16 protein-coding genes are annotated in these 15,534 nt (G+C 60.3%); 9 read left to right on the forward strand and 7 right to left on the reverse strand.

All coding sequences use genetic code 11. The features are described 5' to 3' along the window. Positions 1-411: 411 nt before the first annotated feature. On the reverse strand, positions 412-1,062 hold the full coding sequence (locus GIV35_RS20830; RefSeq protein WP_054898808.1) for a YceH family protein: 651 nt from the start codon (positions 1,060-1,062) through the stop codon (positions 412-414). A gap of 116 nt (positions 1,063-1,178) precedes the next feature. Between GIV35_RS20830 and GIV35_RS20835 the strand changes: the two genes are divergently transcribed. Continuing rightward, positions 1,179-1,688, forward strand: coding sequence for a DUF1993 domain-containing protein (locus GIV35_RS20835; RefSeq protein WP_003190292.1), 510 nt, complete (start codon positions 1,179-1,181; stop codon positions 1,686-1,688). A gap of 68 nt (positions 1,689-1,756) precedes the next feature. On the opposite strand, the gene sstT is transcribed toward GIV35_RS20835, so the two are convergent. Further along, a complete protein-coding gene (gene sstT, locus GIV35_RS20840; RefSeq protein WP_057976629.1) occupies positions 1,757-2,977 on the reverse strand; it encodes a serine/threonine transporter SstT in 1,221 nt (406 codons plus the stop codon). Positions 2,978-3,218: 241 nt separating this feature from the next. Between sstT and GIV35_RS20845 the strand changes: the two genes are divergently transcribed. Continuing rightward, positions 3,219-4,373: an MFS transporter gene (locus tag GIV35_RS20845; RefSeq protein WP_236264842.1), complete on the forward strand. Its 1,155-nt coding sequence runs from the start codon at positions 3,219-3,221 to the stop codon at positions 4,371-4,373. A 4-nt stretch (positions 4,374-4,377) separates the two neighbouring features. On the opposite strand, the gene nhaR is transcribed toward GIV35_RS20845, so the two are convergent. Beyond that, on the reverse strand, positions 4,378-5,280 hold the full coding sequence (gene nhaR / locus GIV35_RS20850; RefSeq protein WP_034125797.1) for a transcriptional activator NhaR: 903 nt from the start codon (positions 5,278-5,280) through the stop codon (positions 4,378-4,380). A 134-nt stretch (positions 5,281-5,414) separates the two neighbouring features. Here nhaR and GIV35_RS20855 point away from each other — a divergent pair, with 134 nt between their 5' ends. The 4 genes from GIV35_RS20855 (at position 5,415) to mnmH (ending at position 8,678) form a co-directional block, all read left to right on the forward strand. Then, positions 5,415-5,666: a hypothetical protein gene (locus GIV35_RS20855; RefSeq protein ID WP_054898810.1), complete on the forward strand. Its 252-nt coding sequence runs from the start codon at positions 5,415-5,417 to the stop codon at positions 5,664-5,666. A gap of 31 nt (positions 5,667-5,697) precedes the next feature. Then, on the forward strand, positions 5,698-6,447 hold the full coding sequence (locus tag GIV35_RS20860) for a TerC family protein (RefSeq protein WP_014717958.1): 750 nt from the start codon (positions 5,698-5,700) through the stop codon (positions 6,445-6,447). A 93-nt stretch (positions 6,448-6,540) separates the two neighbouring features. After that, on the forward strand, positions 6,541-7,575 hold the full coding sequence (selD, locus tag GIV35_RS20865) for a selenide, water dikinase SelD (RefSeq protein ID WP_236265728.1): 1,035 nt from the start codon (positions 6,541-6,543) through the stop codon (positions 7,573-7,575). Beyond that, positions 7,575-8,678, forward strand: a complete 1,104-nt coding sequence (gene mnmH / locus GIV35_RS20870; RefSeq protein ID WP_223024227.1) for a tRNA 2-selenouridine(34) synthase MnmH — start codon at positions 7,575-7,577, stop codon at positions 8,676-8,678. Before selD ends, mnmH begins: the two co-directional genes overlap by 1 nt. 109 nt (positions 8,679-8,787) lie before the next feature. On the opposite strand, the gene GIV35_RS20875 is transcribed toward mnmH, so the two are convergent. After that, the gene (locus GIV35_RS20875; protein ID WP_032903692.1) at positions 8,788-9,843 is read right to left on the reverse strand and encodes a permease; all 1,056 of its coding nucleotides are present in this window, start codon (positions 9,841-9,843) and stop codon (positions 8,788-8,790) included. A gap of 58 nt (positions 9,844-9,901) precedes the next feature. Continuing rightward, positions 9,902-10,603, reverse strand: coding sequence for a histidine phosphatase family protein (locus GIV35_RS20880; protein ID WP_200648048.1), 702 nt, complete (start codon positions 10,601-10,603; stop codon positions 9,902-9,904). A 251-nt stretch (positions 10,604-10,854) separates the two neighbouring features. Here GIV35_RS20880 and GIV35_RS20885 point away from each other — a divergent pair, with 251 nt between their 5' ends. From GIV35_RS20885 to hemB, 3 genes are all read left to right on the forward strand, one after another. Then, positions 10,855-11,553: a glutathione S-transferase N-terminal domain-containing protein gene (locus GIV35_RS20885; RefSeq protein WP_105226389.1), complete on the forward strand. Its 699-nt coding sequence runs from the start codon at positions 10,855-10,857 to the stop codon at positions 11,551-11,553. A gap of 3 nt (positions 11,554-11,556) precedes the next feature. After that, a complete protein-coding gene (locus GIV35_RS20890; RefSeq protein ID WP_223024226.1) occupies positions 11,557-12,399 on the forward strand; it encodes a PhzF family phenazine biosynthesis protein in 843 nt (280 codons plus the stop codon). Between the two features lie 116 nt (positions 12,400-12,515). Further along, a complete protein-coding gene (gene hemB / locus GIV35_RS20895) occupies positions 12,516-13,490 on the forward strand; it encodes a porphobilinogen synthase (protein WP_105226391.1) in 975 nt (324 codons plus the stop codon). Positions 13,491-13,561: 71 nt separating this feature from the next. On the opposite strand, the gene GIV35_RS20900 is transcribed toward hemB, so the two are convergent. Both GIV35_RS20900 and GIV35_RS20905 read right to left on the reverse strand, forming a co-directional pair. Further along, positions 13,562-13,864 carry a contact-dependent growth inhibition system immunity protein gene (locus GIV35_RS20900; protein ID WP_054922264.1) on the reverse strand — a complete coding sequence of 101 codons (303 nt, stop codon included), beginning with the start codon at positions 13,862-13,864 and terminating at the stop codon, positions 13,562-13,564. Continuing rightward, on the reverse strand, positions 13,861-15,534 hold a 1,674-nt coding region (locus GIV35_RS20905), incomplete at its 5' end, for an RNase A-like domain-containing protein (protein ID WP_236491439.1). The genes GIV35_RS20905 and GIV35_RS20900, both read right to left, overlap by 4 nt.

Below are 15,534 nucleotides of genomic sequence, written 5' to 3' on the forward strand. Positions count from 1 at the left end.
GGCTCGGTGTGCCCGAACACAGGCTTGAATCCGTGGGCCGCCGCCACGCGCCATCCATGGCGCGGGGCGGCTAACCCGGCGTCCTGCCGGGTTACCCACGAATTCAAGCCTGCGTTCGGCCAGCGTGGTTTAACGGGGCGCCTAAGATCAAAAGCAGAGCAAGATCAAGAGCGGCTCGCTTCGCATCGTGGTTACCGTCGGCTGCTGCAACCTACAAAGTTGTGTCGATACCAATGGCTATCGCAGGCAAGCCAGTTCCCACATTTGGATCACGGTGCGTCAGCTCGATCAGCGTCGGCTGCCAGGCCGTCACGGGAGCAAGCTCCCTCGCCACAGGTCCAGCGTCGCGCCGAAGTTGTGTCGATACCAATGGCTATCGCAGGCAAGCCAGCTCCCACATGTTTATCTGCGTTATGCCTGTTCCAGCTGCGCCAGCCGTTCTTCCAGTGCGGCAATCCGCGCTTCCAGCTCTTCAATCCGCTCCACCGAAACAGCCCCCGCGCTACGCTCTACCGGATTCCCCCTCGCGGTCATAATCGCCTCAATATCCGCTGGGTCCCCCAGCGCATGGGTGTATCGGTCTTCACGCTGCCCCGCCTGACGCGGCACCAGCAGCGCCAACCCCCGAGCAATCAGGCGTTCGAGCTGATGCACGACCTGTTCGGCATCCTCGAAATCATGCATGCGCCCGCTGCGGGTGAGCAACTCGTTGACGGTCTGCGGCCCCCGCAGGAACAGCAGCCCGGTCAGGATCACCTGGGCCGGCACCAGTTCCAGGGCCTTGTCCACACGGTGCTCCCAGCGGTCGGCGCGGCTGCCCATCACCAGGCGCGTGAAGCCTTGGCCTTCGAGCGCGCGCAGGCTCTGGCCGACCTGGCCTTGGCTGAGGTTCATCACCGGCTCGCGGCTGGTCTTCTGGTTGCAGGCCAGCACCAAGGCGTTGAGGGTGAGGGGGTAGGTTTCCGGGTTGGTCGCCTGTTTTTCGATCAGGCAGCCCAGGATGCGGATTTCCGTGCTGTTCAGGCGCGGCTCAGGGGTGTCGGTGTCGTGCTCGGCGGTCATCGCGCTTTCCCTATGCAGTGAAGCCCCTTAGCCTAAGCTTGAAAAAATAAAAGACAAGCGCCAGGCATGGCTATAATCGCGGCTGGTTCCAACCCCGCCATTACCGTGAGACTGTCATGACTATTTCCCTGTACGCCGCTTCCATCCCGGTCTTCAAGCAAATGCTCAACGCCCTCAGCGATGTGCTGAACAAAGCTGAAGCCCACGCCAGCGCCAAGAACATCGAGCCCAACGCCTTGCTGCAAGCGCGCCTGTTCCCGGACATGTTCCCGTTGGTGCGCCAGGTGCAGATCGCCGTGGACTTCGCCAAAGGTGTGTCGGCACGCCTGGCCGAGATCGAAGTACCGAAGTACGAAGACAGCGAAGTCACCTTTGCCGACCTGCAAGCGCTGATCGCCAAGGTCCTGGCCTTTGTCGACACCATCAAGCCCGAGCAGATCGACGGCAAGGAAGGCATCGAGATCGTCACCCGCCCCGGCACCCCGAAAGAGAAGCGCTTCAGCGGTCAGTCCTACCTGCTGACCTACGGCCTGCCGCAGTTCTTCTTCCACGTCACCACCGCTTATGCGCTGCTGCGTCATAACGGTGTGGAAGTGGGCAAGCGCGATTACATGGGCGCGTTCTAAACCCGCAAGCACAAAAAAGCCCGGTGCCGTTCTCTGCGAACGGCACCGGGCTTTTTTATGGGGCTGTGTTAAGCGGCCTGTTCTTCCTTGCCCAAACACGCCGCTGCGGTAAACAGCACATCGGTAGACGAGTTGAGTGCGGTTTCCGCCGAGTCCTGCAGCACGCCGATGATGAAACCGACGGCCACTACCTGCATGGCGATTTCACTGGGGATGCCAAACAGGCTGCACGCCAGGGGAATCAACAGCAGCGAACCACCCGCCACCCCCGATGCACCGCAGGCACACACCGCAGCGACCACGCTGAGCAGCACGGCGGTCGGCATGTCCACGGCAATGCCCAGGGTGTGCACGGCCGCCAGGGTCAGCACGGTGATAGTGATGGCGGCGCCGGCCATGTTGATGGTGGCACCGAGGGGGATCGACACCGAGTAGGTGTCTTCATGCAGGCCCAGGCGTTTGCTCAGCGCCAGGTTGACCGGAATGTTCGCCGCCGAGCTGCGGGTGAAAAACGCGGTGATGCCGCTTTCGCGCAGGCACATCAGCACCAGCGGGTAAGGGTTGCGACGCAGTTTCCAGAACACGATGGCCGGGTTGATCACCAGTGCCACGAACAACATGCAGCCGATCAGCACGACCAGCAGGTGGGCATAGCCGAGCAGGGCGTCGAAACCCGAGGTGGCCAGGGTGGAGGCCACAAGACCGAAGATACCCAGCGGGGCGAAGCGGATCACCACGCGTACGATCAGGGTGACGCCGTTGGACAAGTCGTCCAATACCGTACGGGTGGTCTCACCGGCATGGCGAATAGCGATGCCCATGCCGATGGCCCAGGCGAGAATGCCGATGAAGTTGGCGTTCATCAGTGCACTGACCGGGTTATCCACCACACTGAGCAGCAGGCTTTGCAACACTTCGCCAATGCCTCCAGGAGCGCTCACCGTGGCGTCATGGGTAGCCAATACCAGGAACGACGGAAACATCATGCTGGCAACCACCGCAACCACGGCGGCGGCAAAGGTGCCGAGCAGATACAGGAACAGGATCGGTCGGATATGGGTTTCCTGGCCATGCTTATGGTTGGCAATCGAGGCCATGACCAGCACAAACACCAGGATCGGCGCGACAGCCTTCAGCGCCGTGACAAACACCTTGCCGATAAAACCGGTGGCGCGCGCGGCCTCGGGGAACAGCAGGGCCAGCACGATCCCGGCAATCAGGCCGATGACAATTTGGGTGACCAGGCTGACGCGCATTAAACGTTGCAACAGGGAAGGGGCAGCAGTCATAAAGAGTTGTCTCTAGTTTTTTTAGTAGGGCACAGCATTGCAGGCAGAAAGTACTGTAGGAAGTAGGCGCGAAGTCTAGCATGCTGTAGGACACGTCTCGTTTGCTGCGGCATTCCGTCACCCGTTTCAGTCGGGCTTGGTCAAATCCGGACATGTTCTGTTAAGATTCCTCCCTCTCATCTTTCCTCTCCGTCAGCGGGCCCTTCGGGCTGTCGTTGATGTCGTCGTTTCTGGAGTTTTCATGTTGTTTCCTATCCTGCTGCTGTCAGCCGCTGGTTTTACCGTGCTGACCACAGAATTCGTCATCGTCGGCCTGTTGCCGTCGATTGCTCGGGACCTGAACGTCAGCGTGTCTCAGGCCGGGCTGCTGGTGACGCTGTTCGCGTTCACCGTGGCAGCGTTCGGCCCGTTCCTCACGGCCTACTGCGCGCGTTTTTCGCGCAAGCGCCTGTTTATCAGCATCCTGATCATGTTTGCAGCGGCCAATACCGTGGCGGCATTGGCGCCGAATATCTGGGTGATGGCCATGGCCCGTTTGATTCCCGCCCTGGGCCTGCCAGTGTTCTGGGCCCTCGCCAGCGAAACGGCGGTAGACATTGTCGGCCCTGAGTTCGCCGGGCGTGCGATTGAAAAAATCGGCTTTGGCATTGTTTGCGCCACCGTATTTGGCATTCCGGTGGGTACGCTGATTTCCGATATGTTCGGCTGGCGCACCGCGTTCGCCGTGCTCGCGGTGATTGCCCTGGCCAAGGCATTGCTGCTGTATGTCTACCTGCCGGTTACCCAGGCCAAGCATCAGCAGGCCAGCTTGCGCTCACAATTCAAGATCCTGCGCAGCCCGGTGATGCAGGGGCATATCCTGCTGTCGATCCTGGTGTTCAGTGGCATGTTCACCGCCTATACCTACCTGGCAGATATCCTTGAGCGGCTGGCCGGGTTCGACGGTACATTGGTGGGCTGGTGCCTGATGGGCTTTGGCGCGGTCGGGCTGATTGGCAACTCCCTCGGCGGACGCGCCGTGGATCGTCACCCATTGATCGCGTCCATGGTGTTCTGCGGGTTCATGATCGCGGGCATGGTGGCAGTGGTGCCGGCGATTCACTCGACCATCGGCCTGGCCGCGGCGATGGCAGTGTGGGGTGTGACCCAGGCGGCGATGTTCCTGGTCAGCCATGTGCGCTTGATGAAGGCCGCGCCCCATGCACCGGCGTTTGCCGCGTCGCTGAATATCGCCGGCGCCAACCTCGGCATTGGCCTGGGCGCGATGGTGGGCGGGCATGTCATCGACACTCTGGGCCTGGGCAGCCTGGGGTTTGCCGCTTCGGGGTTTATCCTGGTGTCGATCCTGCTCGCACTGTGGCTGATGACCGCCAAACCCACGGCGCTCAATGCCTGAGCGATCAGGGCAGGGCGGTAAACAACTCCCGCCGGGCACCCTCGGTAATCGCCACAATGCCGGGGTGCTTGACCTTGCGCTCCACTGAGATCGCATAAAACGACTCGGTCACTGCATCGGTCTGGCCGATCAGCGCCACGCCGTATTGGCGCACCACCTCGTCGGCGATCACGCTGGGCGCGATAAAAATCCCACTGCCGGATTGCCCGAAGGCCTGCATCAAGGCGCTGTCGTCGAACTCGCCGATGATGCGGGGTTGAATTTGCTGTTCGGCAAACCAGCGCTGCAAACGGCTGCGCACCACGGTCTCAGCGCCCGGAATCAACAGCGGTGCGCCCTGCAAACACTGTGGGAAATCCCCACCATGCTGGTCAGCCAACGCCTGGGTGGCGAAAAAACTGATGCCGCATTCTCCCAGCTTCTGGCTGTAGCCCTTGATGTCCAAGTGCGTGGGCATGGGGCTGTCGGAAATCACCAGGTCCAGGCGCTGGATCGCCAGGTCGGCCAGTAAACGTTCGAGTTTGTCTTCACGGCAGGTGATGCGGATCGGTTCGCTCAACTCCATGGTCGGCGCGATCAGCCGGTACACGATGGATTTGGGCACCACATCCGCCACCCCAACGCGGAACGGGATCTGCTGCTCGTCAGGCTGGGCGCGCAGCATCGCCTCCAGTTCATTGCCGGTCTGGAACATCTGCTCGGCGTAGGGCAGCGCCTGGCGCCCGGCTTCGGTCAGTTCAAGCTGGCGCCCGACCCGCTGAAACAGGGCAATACCGAAGGTCTGCTCCAACAGGCTGATCTGCCCGCTGATGGTCTGCGGCGTGAGGTTCAATTGCTCACAGGCGCGCACGATGCTACCGGTCTTGGCCACCACCCAGAAGTAATGCAGTTGTCGATAATTGAGCATCACGGCCTACACTTCGTAAAAATCGAAGTATACGCGAGAAAAATACGAATTTTCCTGAACTGTTCGCCTGCATAGAATGCCTCGCTATCGAGGGGCCACTACTTGGACCCAATGGTTCTAACGAGGAATACATCATGAAACTCAATTCCCTGGGCGCGGCGTCGTTGCTTGCGCTTTCATTGATAGTGGTCAGCGGCTGTGATCAAGTCGAGAAAAGCGCGCAACAGGTGCTGGGCAAAGCCACCGAGTCGGCCAAGCAGGCCATCGACGAGACCCACAAGGCCGCCGAGCAGGCATTGAGTGAAGCAACCCAGGGCTTGATCAGCCCTGAGAAGCAGGAAAAAGACGCCGAAAACGCTGCTGAATCCGACACCAAAGAAACCTAATTCCCCAGCACTACCACGTCAGGACTGACCTATGGATTACCTTCTACAACTGGCCGCCAGCCCAACCGCCTGGGTCGCACTGGCGACCTTGATCGTCATGGAAATCGTGCTGGGCATCGATAACCTGATCTTTATCTCGATCCTCACCAACAAACTGCCGGAGAAGCACCGGGCCAAGGCGCGGCGCATTGGTATCAGCATGGCGTTGATCTTGCGCCTGGGCCTGCTGAGCACCATCGCATTCATCGTGCAATTGACGACACCGGTGTTCGAAGTGTTCGGCCAGGCGTTCTCGTGGAAGGACATGATCCTGATCGCCGGCGGCCTGTTCCTGGTGTGGAAGGCGACCACCGAGATCCATCACAGCATGGACCCGGAGCCTGAAGAGAAGGCAACTGTCAGCAACACCGTGACCATCGGTTTTGCCGCCGCCATCGGCCAGATCCTGATGCTCGACCTGGTGTTCTCCATCGATAGCATCATCACCGCCGTGGGCATGACCGAGCACTTGCCGATCATGATCATTGCCGTGGTGGTCTCGGTGATCGTGATGCTGGTGGCCGCTGAACCGTTGGCCAAGTTCATCAACGACAACCCGACCGTGGTGATGCTGGCCCTGGGCTTCTTGATCATGATCGGCATGACGCTGATCGCCGAAGGCTTCGGCGCCCACGTGCCAAAAGGCTACGTGTATGCGGCCATGGCGTTCTCGGCTGCGATCGAATGCTTGAACATCGCCCGGCGTAACCGGCACGCACGTTTGCTCGCTGCGCGCCAGTAACCGCTGAACAAACAGGCCGGCTGTGTTCACAAGAGCCCAGCCGGCCTTTTGCTGTCTGCTAGAATCGGCCCACTTGATAGCTTGAGGTCCCCCATGAACGAGCCGATTCGCCTTACCCAGTACAGCCACGGTGCGGGTTGCGGTTGCAAGATTTCGCCCCAGGTCCTGGAAGTGATCCTTGCGGGCAGCGGTGCACAGAACCTCGACCCCAACCTGTGGGTGGGCAATGCCTCCCGCGACGATGCGGCGGTATACGCCATCGACGACGAGCGCGGCGTGGTGTCCACCACGGACTTTTTCATGCCGATTGTCGACGACCCGTTCGACTTCGGCCGCATCGCCGCCACCAATGCCATCAGCGACATCTACGCCATGGGCGGCGATCCCTTGATGGCCATCGCCATTCTCGGCTGGCCGGTCAATGTGCTCGCGCCGGAGATTGCTCGCGAAGTGATTCGCGGCGGTCGGGCGGTGTGCGACGCAGCTGGCATTCCGCTTGCGGGCGGGCATTCCATCGACGCGCCGGAGCCGATCTTCGGCCTGGCCGTGACCGGCATCGTGCAAAAGCGCCATATGAAGCGTAACGACACGGCCACCGCTGGCTGCCGCCTGTACCTGACCAAGCCCCTGGGCATCGGCATCCTCACCACCGCCGAGAAGAAGGGCAAGCTGCGCGAGGCGGATATCGGCCTGGCGCGTGACTGGATGTGCACACTCAACAAGCCGGGCAGCCGTTTCGGCAAGTTGGCCGGTGTGACTGCCATGACCGATGTCACCGGTTTCGGCCTGCTCGGCCACCTGGTGGAAATGGCCGATGGCAGTGGCCTGACTGCCCGCATCGACTATGCAAAGGTTCCGCGCCTGCCGGGGGTGGAGTATTACCTGGACCAGGGCTGCGTGCCGGGTGGCACCTTGCGCAACTTCGAAAGCTACGCCAGCAAGCTGGGGCGTGTGCAGGAGCTGCACAAGCGCGTGCTGTGCGACCCCCAGACCAGCGGTGGCCTGCTGATCGCCGTTACCCCGGAAGGTGATGTCGAGTTCCACGCCGTGGCTGCCGAGCTGGGCTTGGCCCTTGAGCCTATCGGTGAACTGCTGGAGCGACAGACCAACGCGGTTGAGGTGATTTGATGACGACGGACATCACCGATTACCGCGACATTTTCCTCAACGACCGGCCGATGATGGATACCCGCGCGCCGGTCGAATTCACCAAGGGCGCGTTCCCCGGGGTGATCAACCTGCCGCTGATGACCGACGATGAGCGCCAGCGAGTCGGCACCTGTTACAAGCAGCAAGGCCAGCAAGCGGCGATCGTGCTGGGGCATGAACTGGTGTCGGGGGCAATCAAGGCCGAGCGCATCGAACAGTGGGCGCAGTTTGCCCAGGCTAACCCCAATGGCTACCTGTACTGCTTTCGGGGCGGTTTGCGTTCGCAGATCGTGCAGCAATGGTTGAAAACCGAAGCAGGCATCGAATACCCCCGCGTCGGCGGTGGCTATAAGGCCATGCGTACCTTCCTGCTGGAAACCCTGGAGCAGGCGACTGCCCAGTGTGATTTCGTACTGCTGGGCGGCATGACCGGCACCGGCAAGACCGAAGTGCTCGGCCAACTGCGCAATGCCCTGGATTTGGAAGGGCACGCCAACCATCGCGGTTCCAGCTTCGGCAAGCGTGCTACGGCGCAACCCTCCAATATCGACTTCGAAAATCGCCTGGCGGTGGATTTGCTGAAGAAGCGCGCAGGTGGTATCGAGCAGTTTGTGGTCGAGGACGAGAGCCGCATGATCGGCAGCTGTGCGCTGCCGCTGCCATTGCACAAGGGCATGCAGACGTTTCCTATGGTGTGGCTGGAAGACAGCGTCGAGGGCCGTGTCGAGCGCATCCTGAAGGATTACGTGGTGGATCTGTGCGCCGAGTTCATTGAGGTGTTTGGGGAAACCGGCCAGCGATTATTTGCCGAGCGCCTGACGCAGAGCCTGGCCAATATTCACAAGCGCCTGGGCGGTGAGCGTTTCCAACGGCTGCAGGCGGTGTTGCAGGAGGCCCTGGCCGAACAGGCACGCAGCGGCGCAGTGGAGTTGCATCGGGTATGGATTGAAGGCTTGCTGCGTGAGTATTACGACCCGATGTATGCGTTCCAGCGCGAGAGCAAGGGCGCGCGTATCGAGTTTGCCGGGGAGCAGGGTGCGGTGGTGGAGTATTTGCGCGAGCGAGCAGCTCGGGTGGGGTGACCTTTCGGACGCCATCGCAGGCAAGCCAGCTCCCACCTTTTGAAGTGTGAATACATACAAAGGTGGGAGCTGGCTTGCCTGCGATGAGGCCATCAGCCCCACTGAAACTCTAAAGAATCACCGCTCCAATCAACCCACACACCACCCCCACCAGCATGGTCAAGCCGGCCACCGTCACCAGCACCCGCGCATCGAAATCCTTGCGCAGCATCAACAGCGACGGCAGGCTCACGCTCGGCAGGGTCATCAGCAAGGCCACGGCCGGGCCGGTGCCCATGCCCAGGGCCATCATGGTTTGTACGATAGGAATCTCTGCCGCTGTCGGAATCACGAACAGCGTGCCCACAATCGCCAGCGGCACCAGCCACACCAGGCTGTCGGCCATCGCCCCGTCCACATGAGGGAACAGCCACACCCGCGCCGCGCCGAGGATCAGCACCGCCAGGATATACACCGGGATAGTGCTCCAGAACAGCTGCCACAGCGTGCGTAACCAGCGGCTCAGGAACGGTTGCGACTCCACTGTGCTGACGTCGGCAACGGCTTCAAGTGCTGCTTCCGGCACCTGGTCCGGGCGCGCAATGCGCTGTGCCACCAGGGACACGCCCACCACCAGCACAATCCCCGCCACCAGCCGCAGCGCGGTGAAACCCCAGCCCAGCACAAAGCCCATGAACACCAATGTCGCCGGGTTCAATACCGGGTTGGCAATCCAGAACGCCAGCGCCGCGCCGACCGACACCTGCTGGCGGCGCATGCCCGCCGCCACCGGGGCCGCGCAGCAACTGCACATCATCCCCGGCAGGGCGAACAGCCCACCGCGCAGGGTCGAACCCAGCCCGGCGCGGCCAAACAGGCGTAGCAGCCAGTCGCGGGGGATCAATACCTGCAGCAATGAACCGAGGATCACTGCCAGTACGGCGGCTTTCCAGATGGCCAGGAAATACACTTGGGCATAGGCCAGCGCCGCCGCCAGAGGCGAGCTTTGCTGGTCATTGAGAATCGAGGCGCCAATGCTGTGGTTGTCGGCCGCTACAAACGCCTTGAGGTAGTAGGGCGACCACTTCACATAGTAGAGGCCGATGCAGGCCACCAGGAGAAACAGCGCAGGTTTGCACCAGAATGCCCAGCCGCGGTTGGGCTGGGTGGAAGCGAGGTTGGACATGGAGAGGATCCGCAGGTGAGTCGATAGCCCGGCATCATACGCCCCTGCGGTCCAAGCTTCAGATATCTGCGCTGACCTGGGTCGGGTCCGGGCAGTTTTCCTCACCGTTATTCAGCCCTTGCTTGTAGTTGCGGCTGAGCAGCGAAGCCTTGCCGTTGTGCCAGGTCAATGTCAGCACGTACAGGGAGTCGTAGTCATTTCCAGACCAATCATCGGTAATGGTGTGTTTTTCGCCGGCGGCTTCGCTGGCGACTTTGTTGATCAGTTCCGGCAAGTAACCGTGGGACCAGGCCGTGTAGATGGTCGCGTTGCGGTACTTGTCCTCGACCAGTTCTTCGGCCAGGGCACTGGTGTCATTCGCTGAGAACTCGATATTCACCGGCAGGCCGAGCTTGATCGCGCTGGGGCTGATGGTGATCAGTGGGCGAATGTAGCTGTAGGAGTTATCCAGTTCGCCTTCCTCGACGTTACGCGTCGGGTTGGCAGCGAACACATAGTTGGCTTTGCCGAACTTTTCCGGTAGCAGGGTCGCCAGGTTCATGGCGCGGTTCAGGCCCTGGCAATTGAGTTGGCCCAGGCCTCCGGCCGGTTTTTCGCCGTGGCGCAGGAATACCAGGGTTTGCACGCCATCGACCGGTTGCGCACGGCTTTCACGGGCGTCCAGGGCGGTGACGATGGCAGCGCTGACCAGCAGCAGCGGCAATACCATGTAGGAATAACGTTTGAGTCGTGGCACAAGGCGCAGAGGCTTGATCTTCATGATAGGTTCGAGTCTTCGTGCGTCGGGTTAAGGCGGACAAGCCCGGCCCCAGTGACGCATCAGCGTCCTGCGGTGTTCCCTGTCGATATAGCAAGCAGCCTCCATTCATTGTTCGGGCGTTCTTAAGAGTGTATTCGGGCGCTTTGGTTCGCCCACGCGGGATACTAGCTGGCAAATGTTGCGCAACGATGACCCATGCACGATGGCAGGCAGATGACTATCATGGGGACTTTCCGACCAGGGGGTTCTCGATGAACGCACTCGCCGCTTTCCCGATCAACAGCAAATGGCCCGCCCAGCACCCGGAACGCCTGCAGTTGTATTCGTTGCCTACGCCCAACGGCGTCAAGGTGTCGATCATGCTCGAAGAACTGGGCCTGCCTTATGAGGCGCACAAGGTCAGCTTCGACTCCCAGGACCAGTTGTCTCCCGAGTTCCTGTCCCTGAACCCCAACAACAAGATCCCTGCGATCATCGACCCCAACGGCCCGAGCGGGCAGCCGTTGGCGTTGTTCGAATCCGGCGCGATCCTCATTTACCTGGCGGAAAAGACCAGCCAGTTGCTCTCCGAAGACCCGGCCACGCGCTATGAAACCCTGCAATGGTTGATGTTCCAGATGGGCGGCATTGGCCCGATGTTTGGTCAACTGGGGTTCTTCAACAAATTCGCCGGCAAGGCGTATGAGGACAAGCGCCCGCGTGATCGCTACGCCGCCGAATCGCGACGCTTGCTGGGCGTGCTCGAAAAGCGTCTGTTGGGCCGCACCTGGATCATGGGCGACGAGTACAGCATCGCCGACATTGCGACCTTTCCGTGGGTTCGCAACCTGATCGGGTTCTACGAGTCCGGTGACCTGGTAGGCATCACCGATTTCCCTAACGTACTGCGCGCGCTGGACGGCTTTGTCGCACGTCCTGCGGTGATCCGTGGCCTGAACATTCCGAGCTAAAGCATGCCGACTTTCGATTTTCAACAACTGGATGTATTCAGCAGCGTGCCGCTCAAAGGCAACCCCTTGGCCGTGGTGCTGGGGGCCGATAGCTTCACCGACCAGCAGATGGCGGACTTTGCCAATTGGACCAACCTCAGCGAAACCACGTTTTTACTGACGCCGCGCGACCCACGTGCTGACTATCGGGTAAGAATCTTCACCACCCTCAAAGAGCTGCCGTTCGCCGGGCATCCGACCTTGGGCAGTTGCCACGCCTGGTTGCAGGCTGGCGGCGTGCCACGTGGGGAGGAGATTATCCAGGAGTGCGAAATCGGCTTGGTGCGTATTCGTCGCCAAGCTGACCAACTGGCGTTCATCGCGCCGCTATTGTTGCGTACAGGACCCGTGGAGGCGCCGTTGCTGGAGCGCGTACGCCTGGCATTAAAGCTGGCGCCCGAGGAGATTGTGCGCAGCCAGTGGGTCGACAATGGTGCGGGTTGGCTGGCGGTGATGCTGGCTGATCGTGACGCGGTGCTTGCGTTGCAACCGGACTATGCGCAACTGCTGGGTCTGGCCGTAGGGGTGATCGCTCCCTGTGATCCGACGCGTGATGCGGTGGACGCGCAATTTGAAGTGCGCGCTTTTGTCGCTGGCGATGGCGCCGCCGAAGACCCGGCCACCGGCAGCTTGAATGCCGGCGTGGCCCAATGGCTGCTCGCCGAGGGCCTGGCGCCCAGCCGTTACGTGGTCAGCCAAGGCACGGCGATCGGGCGAGCGGGGCGTATTAATATCGAGCGTCAGGGCGATGAAATCTGGGTGGGCGGCGCCGTAGCGTTGTGCATCGAAGGGCGTCTACAGCTGTAGATCAATGAATTGTTACGCACCCGGCAATACACTATTGGCCCCTCGGCATTTGTGTTGCCGGGACTTGGGGGCATAAGCTTTCGCCCCAAAGTGTTCAGCCATTTTTCAGGATTGCCATGACCAGCCAGTTCCCCCAAGCCCGCCCACGTCGCCTGCGCCGCTCCCCGGAGCTGCGTGGCCTGTTCCAGGAAAGTGAGTTCACCCTCAACGACCTGGTACTGCCGATTTTTGTCGAAGAAGAAATCGACGACTTCGTGCCCATCACCAGCATGCCGGGTGTGTTGCGCATTCCTGAGAAAAAACTCGCCGGTGAGATCGAGCGTTACGCCCGCGCCGGCATCAAGTCGGTGATGACCTTCGGCGTCTCCCACCACCTCGACGCCAGCGGCAGCGACACCTGGAAAGAACGCGGCCTGGTTTCGCGCATGTCCTCGATCATCAAGGACGCCGTGCCGGAAATGATCGTGATGTCCGACACCTGCTTCTGCGAATACACCGACCACGGCCACTGCGGCGTGATGCACGGTGCCCATGTCGACAACGACGCGACCCTGGTCAACCTCGGCAAACAAGCCGTGGCCGCCGCCCGTGCCGGCGCCGACGTGATCGCCCCTTCAGCCGCGATGGACGGCCAGGTCCAGGCCATCCGCCGCGCCCTGGATGACGCCGGCTTCACCCACATCCCGATCATGGCCTACTCCACCAAATTCGCGTCGGCCCTCTACGGCCCCTTCCGCGAAGCCGGCGGCAGCGCGCTCAAGGGCGACCGCAAAAGCTACCAGATGAACCCGATGAACCGCCGCGAAGCCGTGCGCGAATCGCTGCTGGACGAACAGGAAGGCGCCGATGCGCTGATGGTCAAGCCTGCCGGTGCCTACCTCGACATCATCCGCGACATCCGCGAAGCCTCGCGCCTGCCGGTGGCGGCGTACCAGGTGAGCGGTGAGTACGCGATGATCAAGTTCGGCGCACAGGCCGGGGCGATTGATGAGAATCGAGTGGTGCGCGAGACGTTGGGGTCGATCAAGCGGGCGGGGGCGGATTTGATATTTACGTATTTTGCGATGGATTTGGCGGTGGCGGGGATCTAAAGGCATCGCCTAACTTGTGGCGAGCTTGCTCGCGTGGGGCTGCATAGCGGCCCCGTATCTCGGCCAGAAAATTATTTAATGGCGTTCTTTAATGCTAAGGCAACATGGTTCAACCACGTTTTCCCATCATTCCATTCATTAGGGTAATAGTAATAACAGCCGATATCAGAGAGTAAGAACTCTTGAAGGTCTTGCTCCGTTTTTTTGGCTGATACTAGTTTTTCCAGCTCTAATAGCACTGTTGCTATCGTATCTTCAGACGATTCCGAGATAAAAAAATCAATTACTTCGTTTGCGCTTTTGTGATCATCAACCCAATCTTGATTGAAATACCCAGCAAGAAATTGCTGCAGCTCGGGGTAGTCTTTATTCATGGGTTTGGAAAGCCTGTGTGAATTCGATATCCAGTATGCATTTTTTGGTCTCTGCGAATGATTAAGTAAATTTCTTTTCCGGGTACAGGTGTCGTAGTGTTCTTTTTGAAACTTGTGCCTATTGGCTCTGGGGATGGTTGAGTGATGACTATCTGCTGGTTGTTTCCTTCTAGGAAGTCTTTGATTTTGTCCTGATTGTTATCCAGTACCTTTGAAATGGCGAGTTCAGCTGTTGCGCGATCATGAAAAGTAGAGGCTGCCGGGATATGTGGTTCCTGTCTCAAGCGGTCAAGCAATTGTTGATCAGTTCTACCGACATGCTTTTCCATAAGATGTCCTCCTGCCGCCTCATGTGCGGCTAAACCTCCTCCTGGGACGATTACGCTATAAGGCCCTTCGGGGCAGCTTGTTTTTTTACAGCTTAGTCCCAGCGGATCCACCCACCCCGTGGGATTGGGCACATACCGGTACCCATTGATCCCACCCGCCAGCTTCACTGGATCTGGCGTCAGGTAACGACCAATATCCGGATTGTAGTAGCGATGGCGGTTGTAGTGCAGGCCGCTTTCCGCATCGAAATACTGCCCTTGAAACCGCAGTGGGTTGTCGACTTTGCCCACGTCGAGCCGGGCGATCTGGCCGAAGGCGCGGTAGTGGGCGGACCAGACGATTTCGCCTTCGGGGCTGGTCAGTTCCTGCGGGGTGCCGAGGTGGTCGAGTTGGTAGTGGTAGGGCTTGGTTTCTTTTGGGCCGAAACCGTCCAATAGTGCCAATGGGCGGAAGCTGTCGGGTTCGTAGAGATAGCTGCGATGGCGCTCTGCATGGTGTTCGGCAATCAGCTTGTCGCCTTGCCAGAAAAACTCTGTGGTCTTGCCGTCCACAGTCTTGCTGATGCGCCGCCCAAACGGGTCATAGCGATAGCTGGCGGTTTCGCCGTTCGGTTTTGTGAGGCTGATTAACCGATGCTGGCAGTCGTAGCGATACTCAGTGACAAGTTGCTGGCCTTTGCCGCGTCGTTCGCGGATGAGGTTGCCGAAGGCGTCGTAGTCGTAATGGCGGTCGCCCTGGATCATCAGACGATTCGCCGCGACGATGTCCGGGCCGGGGCGGTCTTGCATCAGCAGGTTGCCGGCCGGGTTGTGGGCGAAGCGTTCCTGTACGTCTTGCGAGTGGTCGGCGCGGGTCAGGCGATTAAGCGGGTCGTAGCGGTAAAGGTGTTCGCCTTTGCGAGTGTCGAGCAGGCGGGTGAGGTTGCCGCTTTTGTCGTAGTCGTATTGGCGTTGGTAGAGGTAGTTTTGCTGCTGCGTAACGGCGTGGGCGTGCAGACGATTCTGGTCGTCGTAGTGGTAGTGGCTGAGCAGTTGGCCTTGCCGGCGCTGATGCTCGCGGCCGCTCTTGAACAGATGTGAGGTGAGCACTTCACCGTTGAGTTCGACGGTAGCGAGGTGGCCGCCTTTATCGTGGGTGAAGGTGACGCGGTTATTGTCCGGCAGGCACAGGGTTTTCAGTTGCCCGCAGGCGTCGTAGCCGTAGCGCAGGGTGCCCCAGCCCTGGTGTTCGGCGGTGAGGCGGTTTTGGCGGTCGTATTCGTAGGCCAGCGCCCAGTGACCGTCTTCGACGCTGAGGAGGTTGCCTTGGCGGTCGTAGGCATAGTCGACAACGCTGGCATC

It is taken from the genome of Pseudomonas sp. PA-1-6B (assembly GCF_021609545.1).
Classification (GTDB): Bacteria; Pseudomonadota; Gammaproteobacteria; order Pseudomonadales; family Pseudomonadaceae; genus Aquipseudomonas; species Aquipseudomonas fluorescens_BV.

What these genes read in the sequence shown, in the direction of transcription:
- GIV35_RS20830 (WP_054898808.1), bottom strand. Translation starts at nt 1,062, where the DNA reads ATGACCGCCGAGCACGACACCGACACCCCTGAGCCGCGCCTGAACAGC.
- GIV35_RS20835 (WP_003190292.1), top strand. Translation starts at nt 1,179, where the DNA reads ATGACTATTTCCCTGTACGCCGCTTCCATCCCGGTCTTCAAGCAAATG.
- sstT (WP_057976629.1), bottom strand. Translation starts at nt 2,977, where the DNA reads ATGACTGCTGCCCCTTCCCTGTTGCAACGTTTAATGCGCGTCAGCCTG.
- GIV35_RS20845 (WP_236264842.1), top strand. Translation starts at nt 3,219, where the DNA reads ATGTTGTTTCCTATCCTGCTGCTGTCAGCCGCTGGTTTTACCGTGCTG.
- nhaR (WP_034125797.1), bottom strand. Translation starts at nt 5,280, where the DNA reads ATGCTCAATTATCGACAACTGCATTACTTCTGGGTGGTGGCCAAGACC.
- GIV35_RS20855 (WP_054898810.1), top strand. Translation starts at nt 5,415, where the DNA reads ATGAAACTCAATTCCCTGGGCGCGGCGTCGTTGCTTGCGCTTTCATTG.
- GIV35_RS20860 (WP_014717958.1), top strand. Translation starts at nt 5,698, where the DNA reads ATGGATTACCTTCTACAACTGGCCGCCAGCCCAACCGCCTGGGTCGCA.
- selD (WP_236265728.1), top strand. Translation starts at nt 6,541, where the DNA reads ATGAACGAGCCGATTCGCCTTACCCAGTACAGCCACGGTGCGGGTTGC.
- mnmH (WP_223024227.1), top strand. Translation starts at nt 7,575, where the DNA reads ATGACGACGGACATCACCGATTACCGCGACATTTTCCTCAACGACCGG.
- GIV35_RS20875 (WP_032903692.1), bottom strand. Translation starts at nt 9,843, where the DNA reads ATGTCCAACCTCGCTTCCACCCAGCCCAACCGCGGCTGGGCATTCTGG.
- GIV35_RS20880 (WP_200648048.1), bottom strand. Translation starts at nt 10,603, where the DNA reads ATGAAGATCAAGCCTCTGCGCCTTGTGCCACGACTCAAACGTTATTCC.
- GIV35_RS20885 (WP_105226389.1), top strand. Translation starts at nt 10,855, where the DNA reads ATGAACGCACTCGCCGCTTTCCCGATCAACAGCAAATGGCCCGCCCAG.
- GIV35_RS20890 (WP_223024226.1), top strand. Translation starts at nt 11,557, where the DNA reads ATGCCGACTTTCGATTTTCAACAACTGGATGTATTCAGCAGCGTGCCG.
- hemB (WP_105226391.1), top strand. Translation starts at nt 12,516, where the DNA reads ATGACCAGCCAGTTCCCCCAAGCCCGCCCACGTCGCCTGCGCCGCTCC.
- GIV35_RS20900 (WP_054922264.1), bottom strand. Translation starts at nt 13,864, where the DNA reads ATGAATAAAGACTACCCCGAGCTGCAGCAATTTCTTGCTGGGTATTTC.